We start from the raw sequence: 26,392 nt of genomic DNA, 5'->3' as shown, positions 1-26,392 counted from the left end.
CAGTCCTTTAACTTAGCCCGCTAGGCTTGCAGGACTGTTTCGCGATTAAAAGGCTTCCATTTAGACCAAAATTCGTACACCAAAGGTCAACAGGCCCTAGCAGCATACAAAGGTCAACAGGCCCTAACAATTATTCGTACTGACTCTCGCTCCAGCTAGCGAATATTACACAGGCCGACACACTATCAACCTTATCTTTAGTCAGTTTCTTATAGCCACCTAACTCAAACAGCATGGCTTTAGCGTCTGTGGTAGTCAGTCGCTCATCACAGGTGTCAACGGCCACTTTAAAACGCCCATGTAGACGGTTTGCAAATTTGCGGGCGCGTTGAGTCATCTCCTGCTCAGTACCATCCATATTAAGCGGTAAACCCACCACCACGATATGCGGTTGCCATTCTTCGTAAAGCTTTTCTATTAACGTCCAGTCAGGAATACCGTCTCGTGCCTTCAGCGCTGCAAGAGGGGAAGCCGTACCGGTAATTTCCTGACCTACCGCCACGCCAATGCTTTTGGTACCAAAATCAAACGCAAGTACCGTACGATTTCCTATATCAGGCATGTCCCGCTCCCGGTGCTAGCTGCCATACATCCACACCGAGTTTATTTACTGTTGCTTGCCATTTCTTGTGCATAGGCGTGTTAAACAGAATTTCTTCGTCAGCTTCGATGGTGAGCCATGCGTTTTCCTGCATTTCCTTCTCAAGCTGACCGGCTGTCCAGCCCGCGTACCCCAAAGCAATCAAAACGTCTTCAGGGCCTTCATCATTGGCAATAGCAGTCAAAATGTCCTTGGAGGTGGTCACCATAACCCCTGGTGCAAGCTTTAAGCTAGATGCCCACTCTCTTTGCGACGAGTGCAGCACAAATCCTCGCTCTTGGCTTACAGGACCGCCAGCCAGCACGATTTGCTCTGCTTTGTCGTCAGACACAGTGAGTTCTTTATCAGTCTGTTCAAGAAGCTGCTTCACGTTCATGGTAGAGGGTTGATTTACTACAATACCCATAGCACCTTCAGCGTTGTGTTCACAAATATAAATGAGTGAGCGAGAAAAATACGGATCGTCCAAACTAGGCATCGCGACCAGAAAATGATTTTGTAGGCTTTTTAATTCCGTCATAGTTTGTCTTTTATCTACTATCTTTTGCTCTGTGAGGGCCTTTACACTATTGAAGCTAAAGGCGCTCTATCCACTCATATTTGCTTTTTACGATACGAACTGCACTGTGTTACCAATACAACCTTACTTTATTTACTGGCTAAGCGCTTTTCAATGGCGTCAAACAGCGCACCCATTATATTAACATCGTAAGCTGCTTCTATTTCTCTTACGCAAGTTGGGCTAGTAATGTTTATTTCAGTAATTTTGCTGCCAATAACATCAAGTCCTACAAATAAAATGTTATTTTCCTTGAGCGTTGGCGCGATGGCTTCGGCTAGGGCGCGGTCAGAATCTGAGATTGGCTGAGGGCGTCCTGTACCGCCAGCGGCTAGGTTACCTCTGGTTTCCCCTTTTGTAGGCAGTCGCGCTAAGCAGTACGGCATGACTTCACCATCAACGATGAGTACGCGCTTATCGCCGTCTTTAATCTCTGGAAGGTACTCTTGTACCATCATGTAGCGCGTGCCTAACTTGGTTAGGGTTTCAATAATAACGCCTAAGTTATTGCCATCAGGCTTCACTCTAAAGATAGACGCGCCACCCATACCGTCTAAGGGTTTGCAAATAATGTCTTGGTGCTTGGCGTGAAACTCACGGATAAGCGCTTGGTTGTTCGTGACTAAGGTATTGGGAATGTGTTCTGGGAAGTACGACGTAAACAGCTTCTCGTTGTAGTCGCGAAGCGCTTGAGGGTTATTTACAACTAGCGCTCCCGCGTCCTGCGCAAGCGACAGCACCTGAGTCGCATACAAAAACTCGCTGTCAAAGGGTGGATCTTTGCGCATGAGTAACACATCAATGTCGCCTAAATGCAAGGTCGACTCGTCTTCAATGGTGTAGAAATCTGTAGCTTGATCCTTGACCGATACGGTTTTACCTAAACCCATAGGCTTACCATTGTCTAAATACAGGTCTTTTAATTCAAAATATACAACCTTTGCACCGCGGCGCTGAGCTTCAAGCATCATCGCAAAGCTTGTATCTTTATGTGGCTTAATGCTCGCGATGGGGTCCATAATTACGCCAACGGTATATTGCATAATGTTTTCACCTTGAATGTTGATAAAATGCCGGCTCAGATGGCCCAGCTGATTGTAATCATATATGGGGGCACACCTGAATTCTTCAAGTTACTGAGCTAGCACTATGCTTGCTATATAGCTGCCTAAAATACTGACTTAGAAGTCGCCGTGCTGAGCTTGAAGAATACTTAGGCTTGTAATTGCCGCTGTCTCGGTGCGCAAAATACGTGGGCCCAAACTTACCGACTGATAACCGTTTTCGTTTGCCTGATGAATTTCTGTTTCAGATAACCCACCTTCAGGGCCAATAAGCAAACGAAAGCCTTGAGCATTATAAGGTTGTCTTGCCAAGCTTTGCTCTGCGCCAGGTGCGAGAACTAATCTTGTGGTATTGGTTGAAGACGACAACCATTGATTAAGACTAACCGGGGCGTTGAGCGCGGGAATAATGTTGCGACCGCTTTGTTCACAGGCGCCAATAATGATCTTCTGCCATTGCTGAATTTTCTTTTCCCAGCGCGACTCGTCGAGTTTAACCGTACAGCGTTCAGTGATGACGGGCGTTATTTCTGATACGCCAAGTTCCACGCTTTTTTGTAGCACGGTATCCATTCTATCGCCTTTAGATACCCCTTGACCTAAGTGCAAATGAAGCGGGGACTCTTTCGCTAGCGATAAACAAGCGTCGGCTTCAACCGTCACTTTTTTTCTTTGAACGCTAATAATTTGCGCACTGTATTCATTGCCGTCGCCATTAAAAAGCACAATAGGGCGATTGGGCTTTATGCGCAGTACCGTCGCGATGTGATGACCGGCGTCTTCAGTTAACTCAAACTCTTGTTCTAACGGGATTGGGTTGGGGTAATAAACTCTTGGTATACGCATAACAAATCAGATGTGTAGTTTTAACGCGTATAATACGTGTGTGGATACAGGTTGCAATGCTGTCGACAACATCGCGTAAGTAAATATGCAAAAACTTACGCAAACGACAGCATGCTGCCTATTTAAGAATCACATGACTCACTCTCTAGGCCGCGGAAGGCGAAGAGTTTCTCGAAGTAGATTTCAACACGTTGGATGAAGACTTCGATTGGGCTGCTGGGCGGTAGTCCGCTCTTGCGTACTTAGTATGTTTTCCTTTATCGGTGCGCAGTGAATATAAAAATAAACACAAAACCACCGAAAACAGGGTTATGAGAAGCAACATGCGTTAATCCTTTACGTGACATAGTTTGCTAAAGCTCCTTCATGAAGTTGCTCAACACACACTGATGAGGCGTAGTGAACAGTCAACTTTCATGAGACTTTAGTCTAAAACTTTGAGGCTAAAAAATCATCAAAAAAAATGTCTTATAACTCGGTAACTTCCAAAAAATGGAAAAGAAACACAAAGCGCATTTAAGCTTCGTGATGAAGGATGCGCTTGTTGAGTGACAAGCGTGTGACAAGCGAATAAAAAGCGTTCATTTTTTGTTTTTTCATTCTAGCGCCTATGTGCCACCTATACGGCATAGAAACTTGTCGATTTAGAGCTACTAGACCGTCAAACACCCGCCTTGCTTAGATGGCCAGCAAACCGCTGCAAAAATGTACAAAAAAGGACAGTGGATCCTAAAGTAAAACAAATGAATTTCCTCTACTTTTGTATAATGCTAACGCTTTTAAATACCCATGTAGCTTAGACTTTAGAGCAAATTTACTGTGTTTGAGCCCATATTATATTGGTCTTAAATCAAATAGCTGCTACCGTATTTGAGCAATTATCAACTAACCATGACAAGGACCATATTATGGAAGAAAAACTTTCGCTTTTTTCTGCAAGCGATGTTGAAAGGTACATAAACGATTACGCCATCCCGTGGGGGATTAACATTCTGATGGCAATCGCGATTTATGTAATAGGTAGGATCGTAGTTGGTTTCATTTTATCTGTATTTAGACGCCTAATGGCCAAGTCTAAATACGACAACATGCTAGTGGACTTCCTGGAAGCTATCCTTAGCGCCATTCTAATGCTGTTTGTTATTGTCGCTTCGCTTGATCAGCTAGGCGTAGATACAACGTCATTAGTTGCTATATTAGGTGCTGCTGGTTTAGCTATTGGTTTGTCATTGCAAGACTCGCTTAAGAACTTTGCAGCTGGCGTAATGCTTCTAGTTTTCAAACCATTTAAAGCGGGTGACTTTGTCGAAGCTGCAGGTACTGCTGGTTCTATTGTTAAGATTGGTATTTTCACCACAACAATGAACACACCAGACAATAAAGAAATTATTGTTCCTAATGGCAACATCTACGGTGGCAACATCACTAACTATTCAGCAAGAGACACGCGTCGTGTGGACATGGTTGTTGGTATTGGTTACGACGCTGACCTTCTTAAGGCGAAAAGAATTCTTGAAGAAATGGTGGCGGCTGATGAGCGTATTCTTGCAGAGCCAGCGCCTAAAATTGCAGTATCTGAACTGGCCGACAGCAGCGTGAACTTTATTGTTCGTCCATGGGTGAATTCTGCCGATTTCTGGGGTGTTAAATTCGACTTCACTGAAAACGTTAAACTGCGTTTTGATGAAGAGGGTATTTCAATTCCATTCCCACAAATGGATGTACATCTTCACAAAGCAGACAGCGAATAATTTCGTTGGTTTCAAACAAAAAACGCTGCATTTCGCAGCGTTTTTTTTATCCTAAGATTAAGAGCGACGTAACACGCCGCGATTACGAACGTTTTAACTCTCGCTGAGCGGGGTAATGGCCTATGCGGAATAGCATTACATACTTTTAGCGACAGTTCGGGCGGTAAGCAGTAGCTTGATAGTCTGCATAGGCGTTAGGCATGTTCGCTTGTAAATTATCAATTCTGGTTTGAGGTGCTGGGTGAGTCGACAAAAGTTCCATTGGGCGGTTGCCGCCGCTTGCTGCGTCCATGTTTTGCCACAAGTTTACAGATTGTCTTGGGTCAAACCCAGACTTCGCCATTAGCTGAAGACCAATGACATCGGCTTCAGATTCATGAGTTCGGCTAAAAGGAAGTTGGACACCGACTTGAACACCTAATCCGATCGCAGCCATGATGGGACCCGACTGAGGCACTTCATTCGCGGCTAAAACTTGGCCTACCGCCTGACTGCCCATATTTATCAATGTTGACTGCGACATTCTCTCATTACCATGCTCTGCAATAACATGACCTACTTCATGGCCAATGACAGCAGCAAGTTGATGCTGGTTTTCTGCAACGTTGAGCAAGCCTGTATAGACACCAATTTTTCCACCGGGTAGCGCAAATGCGTTAACTTGTTCATCGTCGAATACAACGACTTCCCATTGTCCATTGAATACCGTGGCTGGTACTTGAGCAGTGATGGCATTTGCAACGCATTCTACGTAAGAATTTTGAACCGCTTTATTCGAAATTTTTAATTCTTCTTTCATGCCCGTGAATGCCTGATCACCCATTTGCGCGAGCTGAGTTTCAGAATAGAGCAACACTTGATTTCTACCCGTAGGAGATGTTGCACAGGCTGTTAAAGTAAGCGCTGCGGCAATAACTGCCGAAGCTGTGAATTTCAATTTCATGGTTAATCCTTTTTAATAACTGAATGTTCTCGCTTCGCTCACTTTTGCGCGCTAAAGCACTATCCCATTCAGTTTATACGTCTATTTGGCAATATTAGTATCAGATAGTGCTTATAAATAAAACTATACCTTTGAAAAAGCGAAGCGTGTTCCGCTGTTAAGCTAAACCGTTTTTCCTTACACGCCGAGGGATATTTGAAATATATGCTTACAATTGCATGAGCGAAGTGTGATTACTTTGAGCCTACTGCTCCGTGCTGTCCATATTTAAAGCGGCGTGTGTGCCATCTATTGTTATAGAAAAGTTACGCGCTTTTGCCTATTTAATATTTGTGTCATAAACTGATTCTAATTTATACATAGAAGTTACATAAAATTTCTGGTGTACTAAGGTTAGGGATCCCTGTTTTCTTCCTTCGCTTTGCGAGAACAAGGTGGAAAAATCCTTGGGTTTCTCGAGCCTCATAACGTACGACAAAAATACAAATAAAAAGGAAATCAAATGGCAGTGCGTAATAAGTTTAAATACGGGTTACTTGCATTTTTAGTATCAGCGGCGCTCACGGGATGTGGCCTTGACGGTGACGACGGTGCGCAGGGCGAAACAGGAGCTCAAGGACCTCAGGGTGAACAAGGTGACCCAGGGACAGACGGAAGTGATGGTACCGATGCGTCAATCGGCATTGCAATGGATATCGTTGGTCGTGCTTTCTTAGGCAATCAAACGGCCGCAGAAATTGTTCAGTACCATGCTGAGACCAATACGATTTACGCGACAAACGGCGAGACGAATACAATAGCAGTTATTGATGCCTCTAGCGTAAACACGGCTACTATGGCTGATCCGATAAACACCACTACGCTAACGCTTACCACTATCGCACTGCCTGCCGATATAAATGGTGTGACTTTAGGTAGCTTAACAAGCATTGCGGTTAGCGGTGACCTTATGGCTGTTGCTGTACCTGCAGACGTTAAAACTGATAACGGTTATGTGTTGTTCTACAACGGGCTAGACAGTTCTGCTCCAGCCTTTTTGGATTCTGTCGAGGTTGGTGCACTACCGGATATGGTCACTTTTACGCCGGATGGTGGCAAAGTGTTGGTAGCGAACGAGGGTGAGCCTTCTGATGACTACACCATTGACCCTGAAGGTTCTGTTAGCGTCATAAATATTCTTGCAAGTGGTGAGCCAGAAGAAACGGGGACGACCGTTGGCTTTACTGCTCTAAACGGTACTGAAGCAGACTTGATGGCGCAGGGAATGATGTTTCCTAACCCAGCAGGACGCACGATTAACGGCACAGCTATTACCTCAACGGTAGCGAAAGATCTGGAACCAGAATACATCACCGCTACTAACGATGTTGCATACGTTAGTCTTCAGGAAAACAATGGCCTTGCGATTATTGACTTGGAAGAGTTAACGGTAGATGTCGTCGGCTTAGGAACTAAGTCTTGGGCTGGACTTAATATTGATATCCAAGAAAATGATGCGGTGAGTTTTGGTCAGTACACAGGTATTTATGGTGTATACCAGCCTGATACCATTGCTAACTTTACATGGAAGGATGCGACTTTCATTCTTACCGCTAACGAAGGCGATGCCCGTGAGTACTTCTTTGACGCTGCTGATGAGGCGGCATGTACTGCTGCAGGTGGTGTTGATTTTGACGAAGATGATGGCTGTCTAGCTTATACAGACGAAGTTAAAGTAGAAGATCTTACCGCTGCCGCCAACTCTGAATTAGCTATGCTACAGGCGACAGGTGAAGCGGACGACTTACGTGTAACTTCAGCTATGGGTGATGCTGACGGAAACGGAGAGTACGATGCAGCGTACGCTTACGGTGCACGTTCATTCACTATCTGGGATCAAAATGGTTTAGTGGTTTATGACTCGGGTGATGATTTTGAACGTATTACAGCGTCGGTTCATGGGGCGCAGTTCAACAATGGTGACGATGAAAATGCAAGCGACTCGCGCTCAGAGAATAAAGGTCCAGAGCCAGAAGCGTTAACCTTGGGTCAAGTTGGCGATCGCACTTACGCGTTTATCGGCACAGAGCGCATGGGCGGTATTTTCGTATACGACGTTACTAACCCTTATGACGTTCAATTTGCAGAATATGTAATTAACCGTGACCTAACCGAAGGTTTGACAAGCGACGATGTCATTGGTGACCTAGCGCCAGAAAGCCTGGTTTTTGTTAGCGCTGAAGACAGCCCAAGCGGTGTGCCTCTTCTTGTTGTAGGCAACGAAGTTAGCGGCACAGTAACGGTGTGGCAAATCAACCAGCTGTAAGCTCCCGCGTTGATTACATGAAACCCCGCTTTGAAGCGGGGTTTTTTATTGGAAGCTTGCCAGACCTTCCCGAAGGGCGAGTTTTAAATGTCCTTACTCTTTGTTGTGTCACCTTGATGTAGAGCCACTATACCTGCGAAAACACGCCACGATTACGAACATTTTAAGTCTCGCTGAGTGGGTAATTATCTATGCGGACTGGTATTAAACGGAGGAATAGAGCTTTCCTTGCGTTCGCAATGGTTACACCGTTTAAGGATTAAGGTAAGCTATAACCCATAAAACGCAGTCGTATTTTTTAAGGTAAATACGATTAGGCTCAATTGCACTGGTATAGATGCGTTTAGGACACAGAGTAACGCAATGCTCAATACCACCGTAGTGCTATCAAATAATAGAGAATGCCTATGTCTCAGCAAGTTGTGATTAGTGGTGTGGGTGTATGGCACCCTAAAGACAGTATAACTAACGAAGAGCTCGTAGATAGCTACAATGCTTACGTAGATGCGTTTAACGAAGAAAATAAAGCGCAAATCGAATCAGGTGATGTAGCAGCAATGCCTTATTCAAGTGCAGAGTTCATCGAAAAAGCATCAGGAATTAAAAGTCGCTACATCTATCAAAAAGAGGGTGCGCTAGACATCACTCGAATGAAGCCTAAGATTGCCCCTCGAGCAGATGACGAACTTTCTCACCAAGCCGAAATTGCCGTCGAAGCGGCCAAGTTAGCTCTGGCATCCGCCAATGTTACGGCCGATGAAATTGATGCTGTGATTGTGTCGTGTGCATACACCCAGCGTGCTTATCCTGCGATTGCAATTGAAGTACAAGAAGCTCTTAATATTGAAGGGTTTGGTTTCGATATGCTAGTTGCTTGTTCTGCAGCAACGTTCGGTATGCATCGCGCCTATGAAATGCTGAGCGCGAAAAATGCGACTCGCGTGTTGGTTATTAACCCTGAGTTGGTCTCACCGCAAATTAACTACGCTGATCGCGACAGTCACTTTATTTTTGGCGATGTGGCTACGGCGACGGTGCTTGAGCTTGCTGAAACCGCCAAAAGTGAGCACGTATACGACGTGCTAAGCACCAAGGCATTGACGAAATTCTCAAACAATATTCGTTCTAATTTTGGCTACATGACACGTGCCGAAGACGTTGATCCGTATGGACCTGATAAGCTGTTCCATCAAGCGGGTCGCAAAGTTTTCAAGGAAGTGTGTCCATTGGCAGCAGCGCATATTGAAGCGCATTTAGCGAGTCACGACATTACGCCAGAAGGCGTCAAGCGTTGGTGGCTTCACCAAGCTAATATCAATATGAACACCTTGATTTGCAAACGCCTGTTAGGTCGCGATGCTGACCGTACCGAAGCGCCAATTGTGTTGGACGAGTATGCCAACACGGCTTCTGCGGGTTCTGTGATTGCGTTTGGTTTAAACCATGAAGACCTGGTTGCCGGTGACGTGGGAGTACTTTGCTCTTTCGGTGCAGGGTATTCAATTGGCTCACTAGTGATCCGTAAACGATAGTTTTTATCATAGCGCGGGCGATGCCTGCGCACCGTACCTAGCTGAAAACGTTATGTGCTGTATATCGAAGGTTTCAGGGACGTTGCATCAATGCGCCTCCCTGTATTTCATCTCCTAAATAATGATAATAAAGGTGAGATAAAAGGATGATTTCAGATGTAGGCTATGGGTTAAATAGTCTGGCGCACTTAGCCCTTTTATTGCTGTTGTTAACGGTACGCAAACCCGGCGTAGCCAAGCATTTATTGGTATTGGCGACCGCAGCCACCTTTTTATGGTCTACAACCTTAATCACTTCGCTATTTGGACCTATCTCGCTAAGCTGGTTACTCAGCGCTGACGTGCTTAAGCAGCTCGCATGGTTACTCTTTTTGGCTGGCTGTATACAGACCAGCTTTAGTAATATCTTCGACGTTCTAAAACGACCTGTAACGTTAATTATTATTGCCCCCGCACTAGCAGCATTGCTAGCCCCTTATCTATTGGTAGTAAATCCCGCGTGGAGCTTTCTTGTACTGATCGTGCTGTCATTAGAAGTGCTTGTTCTTCTGGAAGTTGTATATCGACAGGCGGGGCGTGAGCAGTGGGCGTTTAAACCAATCATTATTTATCTGGGAGCAACCAACCTGTTTGAGTTCGTTACTTATGCAAACGCTACCATGGTAAACCAGGTTGAAATTGGCTACATAGCGGCACGAGGCTATATTTACTTCTTGTTAATGCCCTTACTCGTCATATCGATTCGACGAATTCATCACTGGGGCATTGATATCTTTATCTCGCGGGACGTGGTATTGCACAGCTCTCTACTCTTAGTGGCGGGCGGTTATCTTTTTGTGATGGCTGTTGTCGGCTACGCCATAAATTATATGGGAGGCAACTGGGGAGCGACGGTTCAAATCATATTGGTTGTGATGTCATTCGCATTGCTCGCCACTGTATTCTTGTCCAACGGCTTTCGCACTAAGATAAAAGTATTTATCACTAAACATTTCTTTGCGAATCAGTTCGACTACCGCGTTGAATGGGTGAAATTAACGCAGTGGTTAACACGTGCAGGGGATACCTCATCAGATGTTTACCACGCTGGCCTAACAGGAATGCTTAACGCCATTCAATATGAGTCAGGTCTGCTATTTAAAGTAACGCAGAATGGCTATGAATGCGTGGCTAAGGCATCACCTATTACAAACACTGCGTCAACAGATAACAATGAAGCGTCAACTGATTCGAAAGAAAACAACGCTACCTGTACAACGTTGGAAACGCTTGCAAGTTACAGCGACAAAAATGGCTGGATCATTGATACGGACGCCTACCTCGTCAAACCATTCGATTACGAGGGGTTAAAGCTAGATAGAGAGGCACTAAAAGCATGGGGCTACCAACTCTTCGTGCCTTTCTTAAAAGAGGGTAAACTGTGGGGATTTGCTGTTCTCGCGTCAGGAGACAATGAAAAAATCACTTTAAATTGGGAAGTGAAAGACTATCTAACCGCCGTATCTGAGCAAGTAGGCACGTACATGCAGCACCACGAGGCCGCTCAAGTGGTAGCAGAAAACGCCCAATTTGCGGCATTCAATCGAATGTCTGCGTTCGTTTTACATGACTTAAAAAATGTACTAGCTCAAGTCGACCTTATTCTTGCCAATGCTCAACAGCATAAACATAACCCTGAATTTATCGAAGACACCTTCGAAACCTTGGAGCACACTAAGGCAAGAATGGAAAAAATGCTCAAGCAGCTGACTGATAAGAAGGCCGTTGAAGAAGGTGTAAACTCAGAATTTTTGATTTCGGAGCTGGCCAAAGATGTGGTCAACAACCGCTGTTCAGGTTTACGTCCGCTACCAACAGTTCATGTGCTAAAAGAAACGGCCGTGACGGTTGATAAGGATAAGGTGGCAAACGTGCTTTATCACCTAATCAGCAACGCTCAGCAGGCAACCGCAGATGACGGAGAAGTCGACGTGGTGATTACTGGAAATTCTGACAACAAATCGCAGCTTGTTTTGATAGAAGATACAGGGTCAGGTATGGATAAAGCGTTTATTGAAGAGCGACTATTCAAGCCATTTGATACCACGAAAGGCAATGCTGGTATGGGGATTGGTGCATATGATGCAAAAACATATATCGAGTCTATCGGTGGCAAACTAACTGTTCAAAGTGAACCTGGACGCGGTAGCTGTTTTACGCTGTATTTTCCGATAGGATAGGGTGTATAACTAAAAAGTGGATATTATCAAATCCACTCCCTTTCGATGGATGAAGTAGAATAATAGGATGATGAAATGACCGATACCATTTTGGTAGTAGATGATGATTTAGGTATCCAAAAGCAACTTAAATGGAGTCTTACCGATTACAACGTTGTTTTTGCGGACGATCACACATCTGCCATAGCCCAGCTCCGTCGTTTTGAACCTAAGGTTGTTACCCTAGATTTAGGGCTTCCGCCAGATCCAGCGAATGCGTCGGAAGGTTTACGTATTCTTCACGATATCATTGCGCTAGCGCCTAGAACCAAAGTTATCGTTGTTACAGGTAATAACGATAAACAACACGCATTAAAAGCAATCGATTTTGGGGCATACGATTTTTATCAGAAGCCTATCGATTCAGATACCATCAAATTATTGGTGCACCGTGCGCTTAACCTGTCTAAGTTAGAGCATGAGAATAGCATTCTTGCCCGCACCCGTTCAGGCATGTCCAGAATAGTGGGTAACAGCGAAGCTATTCAAAAAGTGGTACGTCGCGCTGAGAAAATTGCCAATACCGACATAAGCACTCTGTTACTTGGTGAAAGTGGCACAGGTAAAGAAGTTTTCGCGCGCAGTATTCACGAACACAGCCCTAGAAAAGACAAACCTTTTGTTGCTATTAACTGTGCGTCTATCCCAGAGAACTTACTAGAAAGTGAGTTGTTCGGTTACGAAAAAGGGGCGTTTACTGGCGCGAACAAAACCACCGTCGGCAAGATAGAAACAGCACAAGGCGGAACACTGTTTTTAGATGAGATTGGTGATATGCCCATTGGTCTGCAAGCTAAGATGCTTCGGTTTTTGCAGGAGCGCGTGATCGAGCGCGTTGGTGGACGCAATGAAATTCCCGTTGATATACGCGTAATTTGTGCAACACACCGCGATTTACAGGCTATGGTGGCGCAAGAAACGTTCAGGGAAGATTTATATTACCGTGTGGGGGAAATGCCGATCATGATCCCTCCTTTACGTGAACGAGACCAAGACATTATTTTACTTGCACGTACGTTCTTGAATATTTATCGCGAAGAATTCAAAGCTAAAGCGAAGAGCTTTTCAGAAACTGCAGTTAACGCCATGCTAGCCCATAAGTGGCCGGGCAACATTCGAGAAATGCAAAACAAGCTAAAGTCGGCGGTTATTATGGCTGAAGGTACGGTAATTCAACCTGACGATTTAGGCTTGATGCCTGTAGATGCCCATGATGAGCCTGAAACGTTGAATCTGCGTGAAGTGCGAGAAATTGCTGAAAGTCGAGCTATTCGCAGGGCCTATCAAAAAGCAGATAAGAATATGTCGAAAACGGCAGAATTACTTGGCGTCACTCGTCCCACGTTGTATTCGCTCATTGATAAATACCATATGGAAGATATCAAAAATAGCGACTAGGGTAGACATGACTACCAAACAAGAGAGAAATGTACTTCTCACCTGTTGATATCTGGGCGAACTCGCAGTTCGCCTTTATCCTTGTGTACCCACTTAAAATACAAACTGGCAGTGAGACTCTGCTAAGACGTCATGACCGCTGAAGGTCACCTCAACCGACACTTGGTTAGAGCCACGCTCAACAAAGATAACGCTCCCACAAATGTTACACACGTGGTGGGTTTCGTTATTAGCCTCGTGTAGTTCCGCTAGCGCTGACGGTGCACAGTCAATAACCAGCTGCTCTTTTTCAATTGTAACGCGCAGTTCACTGGTATCTGAATGGCTTAGCGTTTCGTCATCGGCGTCAAGCTCTCCGATATGATCAATTTCATATTGAATTGCTTGGCAGCTGCAGCTTCCTCTGTACATATCTCTATTCCTCTACTGCTATTTCTCGAGGGTCTCCGGCCATTTGATACTTGCCACGTTGTTGAACGATGTGGCAATTCTCGAACTAGGAAAATTAAACTTCGTATCTAGTGGAGTGGGGTATTCCCTTGGAGTTTTAAGCGTTTCGATTACGCCAACCCATCCATTTCTCCCTGATAACTTAGTGGCATACAGCGCGTAGTCGATAACAGCGAATGTACGTTTCCACGCGGTATCAAAGTCCCCCTCTCTATTTGGAGGAAGCAGCGAAAAGCCAATGCTACAAGTAATATTGATTGGTTTTTCTAAGCCGATATCAAAAGGAGTGTTTGCGACCATTTCTCGGCAGCGCTCGGCAACCTCAGGGAGCTCTTCACGAGTAGATTGGCGACAAACCACCAAAAACTCCTCGCCTCCCCATCGAATAATTAAATCCGTTTGTCTGAACACCTCTTTGAGGACATTGGCAAACGCTGATAGCACTTTATCGCCGGCAATATGCCCATAGTCGTCGTTGATGCGCTTAAAGTGGTCGATATCAATAAGTAAGCAAAGTAAGTCTTGTTTCGTCTTTCCTGTACTGGGGCTTTGTTTTGCCGAGAACTGGCTGCGCCTTATTTCACCGGGAAGCTGCGATTCGAGGTAGTGCCTATTGTACAAACCCGTTAACGGATCGCGCAGGCTTACCTCTTCTAGCGTTTTATAGGCTCTTTCCAGTTCTTGATTTTTTTCTTGAAGATTGAGTGTTTGCTGGCGTACTTCTCGGCGCAAAATAATCGTTTGCTGACGTTGTTTGTAGCGGCTCCACACTAAAAACGTCAAGAGTAACGCTGCTAATGATATGCTCCAAAGAAGAGTCGTCTGCAGGTTTTCTCGCTCAGCTTGCGCTAACGCCAGCTGCTTGGACTCTTCCAGTTGCTCCAACGTCCTAGATTGCCTCACAAGCTCAATCTCAGCCTGCAGGCCTTCAATGGCAGACTTGTTTTCTGAATCAAGTAGTACCTCACGCAGCTGCTGCATAACAGATTGAATATCTAAAGCTTTTTTGAATTCGCCTAGTGATACAAAGGCGCTTAGCTGTAACGAAAGAAAACTAAGCTGTCCTCTAAGGTCTCTATTTTTTCTCGCGTCAATGGTACCCGTGCGAGCCTCTTCCAAGGCTAATTCGAAACTCTGCTCTTTCATATAGGCTTGCGCTAAAGCGAGTCTGCCTTCTTTGACCAATTTTGCCTGACCCGATGAATCGGCAAATTGCATGGCTTCTTGCAATAACTCTCGCCCTTTAGCCGTATCGCCGTTTTCAACCAATGCTCTTCCCAATAGCATTTTTGCTTCGGCTATGGCCCCTACATCAGAGGTGGATAGCAGGAGTTCAAGACCTTCGTTAATTGCTCTTATCGCTTGGTCTACAGAGCCTGTTTTGAGAGACAGGGCACCAATACGAGTTTTGATCACACCAAGTAATCGAGTCTCCTGTGTTTCCTCGATACTGTCGAAAGCGTCTTGGTAGTAGGTATGAGCCAACGTAGCTTGGTTGAGCAAACTGTATATCTCACCGATGCGCAGCAACGTAACACTCATTTCATTGGCCATGTTTTTTTCACGAAAATAACGTAGCGCTTGCTTTAACGGCTCCAAAGCGGTTTCAATTTCGCCTTGTTCTTGTTGAATTATGCCTAGCTCAAGGTTCAATTTAGCCTTAAGTAATTCATTACGCTCAATTTGAGCAATAGACATAGCGCGACGCACATAAGTCAGTGCAATGGCATAATTTGAAAGGTGTCTTTCTGAGGTGGCTAGTTGTAATAGCGTTGACGCCATTTTGTTTAATTCACCATCTGTGGTGTAGCGTTCTAAGGCGGCATTAAAAATGGCTTTTGACACCTCAAAACGCGATGCGTTTTGAAGTAAAAGTCCGAGGGCAGAAAATGTATCAGCAGACATTTGTTGCTGTTGTAGCGCTTGCTCTAAAAGCAACAGTGCCTTGCTATCGGCGTCAGCATATTGCTTGGCATTTAAAAGGTTCTCGACATCAGCAATCTCGGTATTGAAAAGCTCGAACGCTTCTACCGTTTTTACCTGTGCGCCATGCACAGCAATTAGCAGGGCACACACCAGTACGCGCACTGTGCGAAATCCTTCACGGCCCATTCGATTGTATCTCCTATACGCTGTCAGAACATGCTGTCGGTGAGTATCCCAGTAGGCTAACGCCAAGGCAACATTATTATTGTGAAGGATAAAACGAATGAAATACGTATTTGGATTTATACTTTAGTCTAATTTATGCTGTTATTTTCAATCCACTCTCGAATCAGTGCAGACTTGGCTTTACCTGTCTTTTGGGCAATGTTTGCAAGTTTTTCAATACATTGCGGTGTTAACGTGAAGGTAGCATGTCGCATACCTTCTGATTTTACAGGCTTTCTTATCGGCACAACGCGCTCTGTACGAACGTCTTTTAAATCGTTTTTTGCCGCCGATGGTTGCTTTTTATCCACTTTACCTTGGGCATAAAGCAGCGCATCGTCGATAAAATCTTCTACAGTTCGTAGATTGGGCTTAGCTAACGGCTTCGACTTTTTGAGGTTGAGTAAACTCATAAGCATCCTCCACTTTGCCAGCTAGTAGCTCTTCAAACAAGGTTCTTATTTCTGTGGCCGCTTTACCTTCTGGTTCACTCTCAATAACTGACTGCCCTGACTCTTCTGAATCGTCATACATGTTTCTACTAAAAGTAACAGAGTTTAGGACGGGAATACCAAATGAACGACACACCTCTTTTGCCTCTAGAATGCGGTTAGCCAAGCTTGGAAGTGACGGGCACTGAGTAATGACAAAGGCTGCATTCATTTTTGGGTTGACCATTTTACAGGTAGATAAAATATCTTCCATGTGAGGTACCGTTTTGAGATCGCGACGTTTGGGTCTAAGTGGAATCAGTATATGGTCAGCAACCGCCATTGACGAGCGAAGCGCTAGGTTATCTTGTCCACCACAGTCTATTACAACGTAATCGTAATACTGACGAAGGCTAAGTAATTCGTTACGTATTTTACCGTATAACTGAACACAGTTAATTTCAGCGAGACGAGGGTTAGCTTTACGCTCTTGGATCCAGTCTGAGGTCGTTCGCTGCGGGTCACAGTCGACCATTAACACCTTGGCACCTTTTTCAGTGCGAAGATACACTGCAATGTTTTGTGCCAGGCAGCTCTTTCCGCTACCGCCTTTTTCTCCACCAACCAAAATAATCATGGTGATAACCCTCGAATATCGCTTATGTTAAAATACTGAGCGTTACGGTGGGTCATGAATGGTGTCACGACCGTACCTAACCTCCACTCAAAGCATAGGCAGGCTATCAGCTAGGTTCAGCATCAAAATCGATATTAACGAATGTAAGACAATACCTATTGATTTGTGCAAAAACTCATTCTAGTCTTCTTACTTTATAATTGAGATTACCGATAAGAGGTTGTTATGTCAGAAAGTCGCTTCACTTCCAAAGAAGGCCAAAAAGTACCTAGCGTTTCATTTCCGTGCAGAGAAGGTGAGACGTGGGTAACGAAAACGACAGATGAATTATTTTCTGGCAAAAATGTCGTGGTGTTCTCACTTCCAGGTGCTTTTACACCAACCTGTTCTTCTACCCACTTGCCTCGCTATAACGCTTTAGCGAAAAAGTTTGCGAAGCACGGCATTGATGAGATTGTTTGTGTATCGGTAAACGATACTTTCGTTATGAATGCATGGGCCGCAGAGCAAGAAGCCGCTAACATAACCGTTATTCCCGACGGTAACGGAGAATTTACCGATGGCATGGGTATGCTAGTCGATAAAGCGGATTTGGGTTTCGGCAAAAGAAGTTGGCGTTACTCGATGCTAGTGAAAGATGGCGTGGTAGACAAAATGTTTATTGAACCTGATGTAGCTGGCGACCCGTTTGAGGTGTCGGATGCAGATACCATGCTGGCTTACATTGCGCCAGAAGAGCAAACTAACGCACCTGTTTCTATTATCACAAAACCGGGTTGCCCTTTCTGTGCTAAAGCGAAAAAACTGCTTGATGAAAAAGGCTACGAGTACGAAGAAATCGTGTTGGGCAAAGATGCATCACTAACCAGCTTAACGGCGATTAGCGGTCGTGAAACTGTGCCGCAGGTCTTTATCGGTGGTAAACATATCGGTGGTTCTGACGATCTAGAGGTTTACTTTAGCTAACGTAATATACGTATTAATCGTCACAAGAAACGGGAGCATGGTAAACTGCTCCCGTTTTTTATTAATTATCCGTAGCGGAGAATAATAGTGTCATCGAAGTTTTTTGTAAAAATGCTCATAGGTATTGTTGCGCTTTTAGGTGTAAATATGGCTATAGCCGCAAATTTATCTATACCCGATACGAGCGAAATGAAAAGCAGAAGTTTTTCAGACCTTCAAAATCAGTTCAAAGCATTTTACGAAAAAGAGTGGGGCCAAACCCAGCCGTGTAGAGAAACGGCACTCCATCGTTTTTCGGTATGCAGCAACGTATTGCGCAATGAAGGCAATTCGCCTTTCATGCTGACCAACAAATCAAGCAGCAAGGTGGCAGTGCTTATCCACGGCTTAAGCGACTCACCTTTCTTCATGCGTGAAATCGCCAACATCTTATTTGAACAGGGTTTCACTGTAGTCGTGCCGCTTTTGCCTGGGCATGGTAAACGAGATGCCGACGATGACATGTCTGACTGGGATTTAGCTGAGCGCTGGCAGGGGCATGTTGATGAAGTCATTAAATTGGCTGATAGCATGGGTGATACTTTGCTTGTAGGTGGCTTCTCTACAGGTGGTGCGCTGGCGGTTGAACATTATCTGGATAGTGCAGGAAACGAAGTAAATAATATTGATGGTCTTATGCTATTTTCTGGCGCGCTGGCGCTGTCTGATAATGCTGAAAGTATGTCTCGAATTTGGGGCATTAAACTCTTAGCCAGAATTATTGATGGAACCTATCAAACTCATGGCCCCAACCCTTACAAGTATCCAAATGTGGCAGGTTTAGCAGGGTTGGAATTGATGGATTTAATAAACATCATTCGGGACAAAGTCGAGGAAGGACAGCAAATTGAAGTGCCGCTATTTGCCGCTCATTCTCAAGCTGATGTAACCACGCCAATTCTCGGAATAGAGCAGTTAATGGACGCAAGTAAAGGTCCGAATACCTTTTTCGTTATCGATGAATCGTACGGGTTGTGCCATGCAGACTTAGTTGTGAATACAAGCTTGCTCAATAAAATGAATTTCAACGCAAGCATGGTTAATCAGCAAGAAGAGTGTGCGGTACCTAAAGCAAACCCGCTATTTTCAACCATGGGCCTTATGTTGCGAGATTACCTGTCTCAGTTTGAATAAGTTACTGGGGTCTGTTGACCTCTGGTGTACAACAAAGGTCAACAGGCCCTAGCTTAGCGACATTAACGGCTAGCTTTACTGCTTGGTTACATCACGCTATTATTTCGTTGCACAATAGACAGCAATATTTTGAGTACAGTATTTGAGAAAGTTTCGGATTGGTTTAACGCGCAAACGGTATAGGTCGGCGAATGCAAGTTCGTTTATCCTTACACTGTTCTTAATGATGGCCCTCGTGTCGTCAGGTAGCGCTGTATCTATCGAACATTCATACGAACATGCCCATTCAATGTCGGTGATGACACCGCAGTCGGATGCTGCTCTTGCTAACCATCAGGTTCGAATGCCTGAGTCTGCTAATACACATTGTCAGCACCAAGAATTGTCATCACAACATGCGGATTTAAGTGTTAAAAACAGCAAGAGCAAACCCGCTCAGTTCGACGGCGTACAAGTTAGCGATGCAGGCGTGAATAGCGTGAAAGCATCGAAGATGAGTGACATGTCTTGCTGCAAGGATGAATGTAATTGCCCAGCCGATCACTGTTTTAATCTTAGCGCGAGTGCGCTTATTCAGCCTACCGTTGAAACCGAAATATCGGTAGCCAGAATGGCTGCCACTGCACCTATACTGGGGCAGCGCTCATCTCCTCACTTCGGGCAGTTTCGCCCACCTAAGTCACTTTTCACAGCATAGATCTATCTAGCGGATTTATTTCGCAGCAGAGACGTTTTTATGTCACGACGTCGTCTTGTCGTTTTGAGATGTCTCTAATCTTTTATCTATGTAACGCGTGGTAAGCCTTTTTGCTAATCCCCTTTGTCGAATTTAGCGAAGAGCGGGGCAACGTCAACACGCCTTACACCTGAAAAGTGATGTTATACATGAGCAACTATTCGGTACCCAAAAAAGTGAACGAAAGCGCTAACAGACCTTGTAAAGTAAGCGCCTTGTTCGCCTTAATTTTTGTGCTTTCTTCTTTTTTGATGGCTAATAAGCCCGTTGTCGCGCAGACCCTAAGCCTGGAACAAGCGCTGCAGTTAGCTATTCAATTCGACCCTTTGCTTAAAGGGAATGCGCATCGAAAGGATCGCTTTAATGCAGAAGCTGAAGCGTCATCATATTGGGCAAATCCTCAGGTTTCAGCGTCTGTACAAAACTTGCCTACCGACGGCTTCGCATTTGACCAAGAGCCTATGACGCAATTTAAAGTTGGTTTGAAGCAGCAGTTACCGCGAGGCGATGAAAACCTCTACAGCCAGCAAAAGTATCAGGTTATGGCTGATCAAATGTCGGTAGAGAGCCAAGCTAGAAAGGCGTGGCTTAAACGTGAAGTTACCCTTACTTGGTTAGATTGGGTCTATGCAACACGTCGCATTGGATTATTGGACAAAGAGAAATCATTGCTTACTCAGCTACTCGATTTTACTGACTCCAGATACAGTCAAGGCGTTGGTGCAGCGGCGCAGCAAGACATACTGCAAGTGCGCTTGGCATTGTTGTCACTAGACGACAAATATGTGCAGGCCTACCAGCAAAAAAATGAAGCGAGATCGGCATTTTCAAAATGGTTTGGTGCGCCGCTAGATGAATCCGTAAGCGCGCCCCTGACCCAATCAACACAAGACGCCATTGAAGTCGATGCCATTTTAAACGACAGCAACCTCAGCCTTTCTTCGTTCTTAACGGTTATTGAGAACAGTGAGCCTTTTTCAATACTACAGCATCATCCTGAGGCTATGCTGCTTCAAATTCAGACCCAGATAGAAGCGCAAAATGTGAACATAGCGCGAGAGCAAACTAAGTCTCAGTGGGCATTTGAAGCAAGTTATGGATACAGACAAGACGCGCAAAATGGCGCAAGCCGAGCTGATTTTGTGTCATTGGGTGTTCAAGTAGACCTTCCGTTTTTCAATAAATCTCGTCAAGACGCTTCAATATCCGCAGCGGCTTCCAAAATGAGTGCGTCTGAAACGGACTTCCGCTTGAAAGTGAACGAGCTTGCCGCGAATGCAGAGGTGCTTAAATCACGCTTGTCAGCGCTAAGTGAGCGCAAAGCGCTTTATGAAACGGCGTTAATTGGTGAAACACGGCAACTTTCTGAAGCTGAACTGACAGCTTATACCACAGACACCGGTGATATCGGTGATGTTGTCAATGCCAATCTCAAGCAAGTACAGGTACAGGATGATTTACTCAAAATCGACATCGAGCGCGCCAGAACATTGGCGTCACTTGCTTATTTGTACCTGCCCACTCACGCCCATTTTTTCGAATAAAGAGTAGTTAATATGACATCTTCAACTCACCCTGCGCCAGATACAAAAAGCACGCTAATAAAAGGTTTGCTAGTAGGTCTGCTATTTGGCGGCCTATTAGCGTTCGGCTTGGCTTCACTATTGTTGTCTGATTCATCAAAACACGGAAATGGCGAAAGTGCCCTCAGCGACGAAACTGATGATAAAGCCCCTTTATATTGGGTAGCGCCTATGGATGACAGCTATCGCCGTGACAAACCGGGAAAGTCACCAATGGGAATGGACTTGGTGCCAGTATACGCCAATGACGAAGTAACATCTGCGAAAAGTAATGAGCGTACGCCTGGTACCGTAATGATTCCGCCAAATGTACAGCACAATATAGGTGTTAAAGTCGCGCCCGTTACCATTGGAACACTTCAACAGACCGTAACGGCGGTGGGCAACGTTGCTTACGATGAAGATAGCATTGTGCACATCCACCCTAGAGTATCAGGTTGGGTCGACAGGCTTTTCATTAAATCCCAAGGAGAGCAAGTAGAAAAAGAACAGGCACTTTATACCCTGTATTCGCCAGAATTAGTTAGCGCACAAGAAGAATACGTTTTAGCTCTTAAGCGAGGAGATTCACGTTTAATTGAGGGGGCAGCCGAGCGCCTAAAAACTCTAGGGCTATCAAAGGGCGTTATCGAAGAATTGCAGAAAAGTAGACGGGTAGCACAAACCGTCACATTTAACGCGCCGCAAAGCGGTGTAGTAGAAGCGCTGAATATTCGGGAGGGGTTTTACGTTCAGCCCGGGACAACCTTGATGAGCATCGCACAGCTAGATACGGCGTGGGTGATTGCAGAGGTGCCTGAAAAGTACGCGCAAATCATAGCGCCTCATAATGGCGCTGTGGTTACCCTCGACGAAATGGACCATGGGTCTGATGCTAAATGGGAAAGTCACGTAGAGTATATTTATCCTTCTTTGTCAGAAACAACCCGAACATTGAAAGTGCGCATACCGCTAAACAATAACAATCATACTTTAAAGCCCAATATGTTTGCTCACGTTGTAATTACGCCTACTCAACGCAAGGCAGCGTTACTGGTTCCTCGCAGCGCCGTTATTCGCACGGCTGAGGGCGCAAAAGTGGTACTCAGTGATGGCGATGGCAATTTTAAGTCGGTACGCGTAACACTGGGACAAAGCGATAGTACACATTTTGAAGTCGTTGAAGGCTTGCTCCCAGAGGATGATGTTGTGGTATCAGCACAATTTTTGATTGATTCAGAGTCGTCGAAAAGCAGTGACTTTGAGCGAATGAAAGCGCCCGATCACCAGGCCACGACAACAGGTACTATTGAGGCAATTGAATTGCCAGCTGACACCGAAACGAATGGCGCTTCGAATAACGCAAAGTTAGTGATCGCTCGCGGGCCGATTGAAAAATGGGGGCGGGGACCTGCGACAATGTCATTTACGGTATCAAAGCATATTGACTTATCTCAGTTTAGTGAAGGTGACAACATCATGTTCACCTTTGTGACTGGAAAAGAGTTCACGGTTATTGATATGCGTAAACATAGTGAACATGCCATGGACAAGGGCATGGTGCATGACTCAGGTCACAGTAATCATAAACATGATGCGGGCGAGCGGAAGGGCGATGAAAACCAAAGCGATGCTCACAAGTCGATGGTTCACAAGTCGGCAGAACAAAAATCGATAAATCATAAGGAGCATATGCACCATGATTGAATCGGTAATTCGCTGGTCGGTAAACAATAGAATAATGGTATTGCTGAGCGCTATTATGCTCAGTATTGCTGGTGTCTGGGCGGTGAAAAACACCCCCGTTGATGCTATCCCTGATTTATCTGATGTCCAGGTCATAGTGAAAGTAAACTATCCCGGTCAGTCGCCGCAAGTGGTGGAAGATCAGGTGACGTTTCCTCTCACCTCTGCGCTAATGTCAGTGCCTGGCGCACAGACGGTGCGAGGGTATTCATTCTTCGGCGATGCCTACGTATATATAATCTTTGATGACGATACAGACATGTACTGGGCTCGAAGCCGTGTTCTGGAATACTTAAGCCAAGCGTCTTCGCAACTTCCAGAAGGCGTGACACCTCAGTTAGGTCCAGATGCGACAGGGGTAGGTTGGGTTTACATTTATGCGTTGGAGAACGATGCTAGTCAGCCAAATGCGCTAGATGCTGGTGAATTAAGGGCGTTGCAAGACTGGTTCTTGAAGTTTGAGCTTCAGTCAGTTGAAGGCGTATCTGAAGTTGCGTCTGTTGGAGGGATGGTTAAACAATACCAAGTTATTGTCGACCCTGAAAAATTACGTGCCTATAACATTCAGCCATCCATGATAGACATTGCCCTTAAACGGGGTAACCGCGCGTCAGGCGCTTCGGTTATTGAAATGGCCGAGGCAGAGTACATGGTTAGTGCGCAAAGCTACATTCAGGGCATTGACGACATACTGGCGTTACCCACAGGTGTTATTAAGGACGGCGTTAGCATAACGATTAACGATGTAGCACAAGTGGTAGAAAGCCCGTTGATGCGCCGCGGTATTGCTGAACTAAACGGGAATGGCGAAACCGTGGGTGGCATTATAGTTATGCGCTATGGCGAAAACGCAAAAGCCACTATCGATGCGGTCAAAGCTAAGCTGGATTCATTAAAAGCGAGCTTGCCGGAAGGTGTGAATATCGTCCCCGTGTACGATCGCTCCACCCTTATTGATAAGTCCGTCGATACCCTCACCAATAAGTTGGTGGAGGAATTGCTGGTTGTTGGTTTGGTATGCGCTATCTTCTTGTTTCACATACGTTCATCTATGGTTGCGCTAATCAGTTTGCCTATTGGTATTCTCGCCGCCTTCATCGTAATGAAGCTGCAGGGACTTAATGCCAACATCATGTCTTTAGGTGGCATTGCTATCGCTATCGGTGCAATGGTGGATGGCGCTATTGTTGTGGTTGAAAATTTACACAAGCACATTCATCAGCATGCTGTTTCATCAAGTCAGGGAGCCTCAGCGAGTCAAAGGGATTCAGCAAGTCAGGGGGGGGCAGGGAGTGCCCAGTCGCGAACATCTATACCAACCTCTGCGCCAACATCTGCAAAGCTTTCGGCAGCCAAACGTTGGGAACTGGTGATTAAGTCGACCACAGAAGTTGGCCCAGCTTTATTCTTTGCGCTCCTAATTATAACCGTATCCTTTATTCCTGTTTTTGCATTAGAAGCACAAGAAGGGCGTCTTTTTGCGCCTCTTGCCTTTACCAAAACCTATGCCATGGCAGCAGCTGCGGCGCTGGCAATTACTTTAGTTCCTGTGCTGGCGGGTTATTTCGTACGCGGAAAAATACGATCTGAAGCCCAGAACCCAGTAAATCGAGCTTTAGAACGTGTGTATCAGCCATTGCTAACGCGGCTGCTTAACTACCCACTGCTCACCTTGGCGGGGGCATTTTGCTTATTGCTTTCCATGTACTGGCCGTTAAGCCAACTAGGTAGCGAATTTATGCCCGAACTGGACGAAGGCGATTTGATGTATATGCCTACTACCTATCCGGGTATTTCAGTGGGTAAAGCCAGAGAGCTTTTACAACAGACGGATAAGCTTATTGCAACTTTGCCCGAGGTAGAATCGGTATTTGGGAAAATTGGACGCGCAGATACGGCCACAGACCCTGCACCATTGACGATGATTGAAACCTTCATTCAGCTTAAACCGAAAGCGCAGTGGAGGGAGGGCATGACCACTGAAAAGCTCAATGAAGAGCTTAACGCTCTGGTGCAATTTCCAGGGCTGACCAATGCGTGGGTAATGCCAATTAAAACCCGTATCGACATGTTGGCAACCGGGATAAAAACCCCTGTTGGGATCAAGATTGCGGGGCCTGACCTTGCGGGCATTGAAGCCATTGGAAAGGATATAGAGACACTGCTTAAAGACCTGCCCAATACAGCATCAGTATACGCTGAGCGTGTGGTGGGTGGCCGTTACGTTTATATCGATATCGACAGGCAGTTGGCGGCGCGCTACGGCATGACGATAGACGATGTTCACAGTATTGTAGGCTCGGCAGTGGGCGGCAAAGTGGTTACACAATCAGTGGAAGGGCGTGAGCGTTTTCCTATTGCCATGCGCTTTTTACAGCACTACCGCGATACGCCTGAATCTTTAGCATCCATGCCTTTCGTCACACCAAGCGGTGTTCACATTACCCTTGGCGATGTGGCGACCGTGCGTATTGACGACGGGCCGGCTGGGATTAAAAGTGAAAATGCCCGATTAAACGGATGGGTATACATTGATATCTCGTCAGACTCAGCCACGGGTATTGACTTAGGGGGTTATGTAGATAGCGCAAAACGTCATTTGTCAGAGCAACTTGATTTACCCACTGGATACTCCATTACGTGGGCGGGGCAGTTTGCTTACCTTGAGCGCGCGAAAGCAAAACTGTCGGTGGTTATACCGCTAACGTTAGCCATTATCTGCCTTTTGCTTTATCTGGCATTTAAACGCCTTCGCGATGTGGCACTCATACTCGCGACCTTACCGTTGGCGCTGGTGGGCAGTGTATGGTTGCTTTACCTTCTTAACTTCAATCTGTCGGTGGCGGTAGGTGTTGGGTTTATTGCCTTAGCAGGTGTAGCGGTAGAAATAGGCGTTATCATGCTGGTCTATCTAAACCAATATGTATCAGATGCACTTACTAAGCACGAAACAGAAAATGGCAACACTAAAAAAGATGCGCTTGTGAAAAAGGCTATTGTCCATGCCGCCTCGGCAAGACTTCGCCCAGTTATGATGACATCGCTTTCTATTATTGTTGGCTTGTTGCCTGTGCTTTATGCCACTGGAACTGGTAGTGAAGTGATGCAGCGAATTGCGGCGCCTATGGTAGGCGGTATGGCGAGTGCACTGGTATTAACACTGTTGGTATTGCCAAGCGCGTTTTACTTAATTGTGTCACGCAAAAAATAATAGAGTTGAAAGTGCAGTAGAGTAGATAAAGCATGGGGAAGCGATAACACGCTTCCCTACGCTTCATTTTTA

Annotated in this window: 20 protein-coding genes; 11 read left to right on the top strand and 9 right to left on the bottom strand. The window is 45.5% G+C overall.

Going from position 1 to position 26,392, the window contains the following annotated elements:
* Positions 1 to 130: 130 nt before the first annotated feature.
* The 4 genes from ruvX to MHN02_RS06760 form a co-directional block, all read right to left on the bottom strand.
* Entirely contained in the window at positions 131 to 562 is a 432-nt protein-coding gene (gene ruvX / locus MHN02_RS06775; RefSeq protein ID WP_014980071.1) for a Holliday junction resolvase RuvX, read from the bottom strand.
* Positions 555 to 1,121: a YqgE/AlgH family protein gene (locus tag MHN02_RS06770; protein WP_014950460.1), complete on the bottom strand. Its 567-nt coding sequence runs from the start codon at positions 1,119 to 1,121 to the stop codon at positions 555 to 557. Before MHN02_RS06770 ends, ruvX begins: the two co-directional genes overlap by 8 nt.
* A 128-nt stretch (positions 1,122 to 1,249) precedes the next feature.
* Positions 1,250 to 2,203, bottom strand: a complete 954-nt coding sequence (gshB, locus tag MHN02_RS06765; protein WP_014950459.1) for a glutathione synthase — start codon at positions 2,201 to 2,203, stop codon at positions 1,250 to 1,252.
* A gap of 138 nt (positions 2,204 to 2,341) precedes the next feature.
* A complete protein-coding gene (locus MHN02_RS06760; protein ID WP_014980069.1) occupies positions 2,342 to 3,070 on the bottom strand; it encodes a 16S rRNA (uracil(1498)-N(3))-methyltransferase in 729 nt (242 codons plus the stop codon).
* 908 nt (positions 3,071 to 3,978) lie between these two features.
* Here MHN02_RS06760 and MHN02_RS06755 point away from each other — a divergent pair.
* Positions 3,979 to 4,821 carry a mechanosensitive ion channel domain-containing protein gene (locus tag MHN02_RS06755; protein WP_014950457.1) on the top strand — a complete coding sequence of 281 codons (843 nt, stop codon included), beginning with the start codon at positions 3,979 to 3,981 and terminating at the stop codon, positions 4,819 to 4,821.
* Between the two features lie 145 nt (positions 4,822 to 4,966).
* On the opposite strand, the gene MHN02_RS06750 is transcribed toward MHN02_RS06755, so the two are convergent.
* Positions 4,967 to 5,764, bottom strand: a complete 798-nt coding sequence (locus MHN02_RS06750; RefSeq protein WP_014950456.1) for a M48 family metallopeptidase — start codon at positions 5,762 to 5,764, stop codon at positions 4,967 to 4,969.
* A 502-nt stretch (positions 5,765 to 6,266) separates the two neighbouring features.
* Here MHN02_RS06750 and MHN02_RS06745 point away from each other — a divergent pair.
* From MHN02_RS06745 to prsR, 4 genes are all read left to right on the top strand, one after another.
* Positions 6,267 to 8,069: a choice-of-anchor I family protein gene (locus tag MHN02_RS06745; RefSeq protein ID WP_168462653.1), complete on the top strand. Its 1,803-nt coding sequence runs from the start codon at positions 6,267 to 6,269 to the stop codon at positions 8,067 to 8,069.
* A 407-nt stretch (positions 8,070 to 8,476) separates the two neighbouring features.
* On the top strand, positions 8,477 to 9,601 hold the full coding sequence (locus MHN02_RS06740; RefSeq protein ID WP_014977238.1) for a beta-ketoacyl-ACP synthase III: 1,125 nt from the start codon (positions 8,477 to 8,479) through the stop codon (positions 9,599 to 9,601).
* 146 nt (positions 9,602 to 9,747) lie between these two features.
* Complete coding sequence (gene prsK, locus MHN02_RS06735) at positions 9,748 to 11,820, top strand: XrtA/PEP-CTERM system histidine kinase PrsK (protein WP_239245198.1); 2,073 nt, start codon at positions 9,748 to 9,750, stop codon at positions 11,818 to 11,820.
* A gap of 75 nt (positions 11,821 to 11,895) precedes the next feature.
* Complete coding sequence (gene prsR / locus MHN02_RS06730) at positions 11,896 to 13,257, top strand: PEP-CTERM-box response regulator transcription factor (RefSeq protein WP_014950451.1); 1,362 nt, start codon at positions 11,896 to 11,898, stop codon at positions 13,255 to 13,257.
* Between the two features lie 93 nt (positions 13,258 to 13,350).
* Here prsR and MHN02_RS06725 read toward each other — a convergent pair whose 3' ends face one another.
* The 4 genes from MHN02_RS06725 to MHN02_RS06710 form a co-directional block, all read right to left on the bottom strand.
* Entirely contained in the window at positions 13,351 to 13,668 is a 318-nt protein-coding gene (locus MHN02_RS06725; RefSeq protein ID WP_239245196.1) for an ADP-ribosylglycohydrolase, read from the bottom strand.
* Positions 13,669 to 13,686: 18 nt separating this feature from the next.
* Complete coding sequence (locus tag MHN02_RS06720; protein ID WP_239245194.1) at positions 13,687 to 15,819, bottom strand: GGDEF domain-containing protein; 2,133 nt, start codon at positions 15,817 to 15,819, stop codon at positions 13,687 to 13,689.
* 128 nt (positions 15,820 to 15,947) lie between these two features.
* A complete protein-coding gene (locus MHN02_RS06715) occupies positions 15,948 to 16,271 on the bottom strand; it encodes a hypothetical protein (protein ID WP_039232099.1) in 324 nt (107 codons plus the stop codon).
* Positions 16,231 to 16,926 (bottom strand): AAA family ATPase, encoded by a 696-nt coding sequence (locus MHN02_RS06710; protein WP_014950447.1) that lies wholly within the window; start codon positions 16,924 to 16,926, stop codon positions 16,231 to 16,233. The genes MHN02_RS06715 and MHN02_RS06710 overlap by 41 nt, the downstream gene beginning before the upstream one ends.
* 225 nt (positions 16,927 to 17,151) lie before the next feature.
* Between MHN02_RS06710 and MHN02_RS06705 the strand changes: the two genes are divergently transcribed.
* From MHN02_RS06705 to MHN02_RS06680, 6 genes are all read left to right on the top strand, one after another.
* Complete coding sequence (locus tag MHN02_RS06705) at positions 17,152 to 17,892, top strand: glutathione peroxidase (RefSeq protein WP_239245192.1); 741 nt, start codon at positions 17,152 to 17,154, stop codon at positions 17,890 to 17,892.
* 84 nt (positions 17,893 to 17,976) lie between these two features.
* Complete coding sequence (locus MHN02_RS06700; protein ID WP_239245350.1) at positions 17,977 to 19,065, top strand: alpha/beta fold hydrolase; 1,089 nt, start codon at positions 17,977 to 17,979, stop codon at positions 19,063 to 19,065.
* Between the two features lie 235 nt (positions 19,066 to 19,300).
* The gene (locus MHN02_RS06695; protein WP_239245190.1) at positions 19,301 to 19,762 is read left to right on the top strand and encodes a hypothetical protein; all 462 of its coding nucleotides are present in this window, start codon (positions 19,301 to 19,303) and stop codon (positions 19,760 to 19,762) included.
* Positions 19,763 to 19,950: 188 nt separating this feature from the next.
* The gene (locus MHN02_RS06690) at positions 19,951 to 21,345 is read left to right on the top strand and encodes a TolC family protein (protein WP_239245188.1); all 1,395 of its coding nucleotides are present in this window, start codon (positions 19,951 to 19,953) and stop codon (positions 21,343 to 21,345) included.
* A 12-nt stretch (positions 21,346 to 21,357) separates the two neighbouring features.
* Positions 21,358 to 23,070, top strand: coding sequence for an efflux RND transporter periplasmic adaptor subunit (locus MHN02_RS06685; RefSeq protein ID WP_239245186.1), 1,713 nt, complete (start codon positions 21,358 to 21,360; stop codon positions 23,068 to 23,070).
* Entirely contained in the window at positions 23,063 to 26,320 is a 3,258-nt protein-coding gene (locus tag MHN02_RS06680) for an efflux RND transporter permease subunit (RefSeq protein WP_239245184.1), read from the top strand. The genes MHN02_RS06685 and MHN02_RS06680 overlap by 8 nt, the downstream gene beginning before the upstream one ends.
* The last annotated feature ends 72 nt before the right edge of the window (positions 26,321 to 26,392 follow it).

Source organism: Alteromonas sp. CNT1-28, from assembly GCF_022348345.1.
Taxonomy (GTDB): domain Bacteria; phylum Pseudomonadota; class Gammaproteobacteria; order Enterobacterales; family Alteromonadaceae; genus Alteromonas; species Alteromonas macleodii.
This window is presented reverse-complemented; position numbering and strand designations above follow the sequence as displayed.

Bases quoted from the DNA above. Each gene is read 5' to 3' on its own strand.
- prsR (WP_014950451.1), top strand. From the start codon at position 11,896: ATGACCGATACCATTTTGGTAGTAGATGATGATTTAGGTATCCAAAAG.
- MHN02_RS06760 (WP_014980069.1), bottom strand. From the start codon at position 3,070: ATGCGTATACCAAGAGTTTATTACCCCAACCCAATCCCGTTAGAACAA.
- MHN02_RS06740 (WP_014977238.1), top strand. From the start codon at position 8,477: ATGTCTCAGCAAGTTGTGATTAGTGGTGTGGGTGTATGGCACCCTAAA.
- ruvX (WP_014980071.1), bottom strand. From the start codon at position 562: ATGCCTGATATAGGAAATCGTACGGTACTTGCGTTTGATTTTGGTACC.
- MHN02_RS06750 (WP_014950456.1), bottom strand. From the start codon at position 5,764: ATGAAATTGAAATTCACAGCTTCGGCAGTTATTGCCGCAGCGCTTACT.
- gshB (WP_014950459.1), bottom strand. From the start codon at position 2,203: ATGCAATATACCGTTGGCGTAATTATGGACCCCATCGCGAGCATTAAG.
- MHN02_RS06705 (WP_239245192.1), top strand. From the start codon at position 17,152: ATGTCAGAAAGTCGCTTCACTTCCAAAGAAGGCCAAAAAGTACCTAGC.
- MHN02_RS06685 (WP_239245186.1), top strand. From the start codon at position 21,358: ATGACATCTTCAACTCACCCTGCGCCAGATACAAAAAGCACGCTAATA.
- MHN02_RS06725 (WP_239245196.1), bottom strand. From the start codon at position 13,668: ATGTACAGAGGAAGCTGCAGCTGCCAAGCAATTCAATATGAAATTGAT.
- MHN02_RS06720 (WP_239245194.1), bottom strand. From the start codon at position 15,819: ATGGGCCGTGAAGGATTTCGCACAGTGCGCGTACTGGTGTGTGCCCTG.
- MHN02_RS06770 (WP_014950460.1), bottom strand. From the start codon at position 1,121: ATGACGGAATTAAAAAGCCTACAAAATCATTTTCTGGTCGCGATGCCT.
- MHN02_RS06710 (WP_014950447.1), bottom strand. From the start codon at position 16,926: ATGATTATTTTGGTTGGTGGAGAAAAAGGCGGTAGCGGAAAGAGCTGC.
- MHN02_RS06715 (WP_039232099.1), bottom strand. From the start codon at position 16,271: ATGAGTTTACTCAACCTCAAAAAGTCGAAGCCGTTAGCTAAGCCCAAT.
- prsK (WP_239245198.1), top strand. From the start codon at position 9,748: ATGATTTCAGATGTAGGCTATGGGTTAAATAGTCTGGCGCACTTAGCC.
- MHN02_RS06755 (WP_014950457.1), top strand. From the start codon at position 3,979: ATGGAAGAAAAACTTTCGCTTTTTTCTGCAAGCGATGTTGAAAGGTAC.
- MHN02_RS06690 (WP_239245188.1), top strand. From the start codon at position 19,951: ATGAGCAACTATTCGGTACCCAAAAAAGTGAACGAAAGCGCTAACAGA.
- MHN02_RS06680 (WP_239245184.1), top strand. From the start codon at position 23,063: ATGATTGAATCGGTAATTCGCTGGTCGGTAAACAATAGAATAATGGTA.
- MHN02_RS06745 (WP_168462653.1), top strand. From the start codon at position 6,267: ATGGCAGTGCGTAATAAGTTTAAATACGGGTTACTTGCATTTTTAGTA.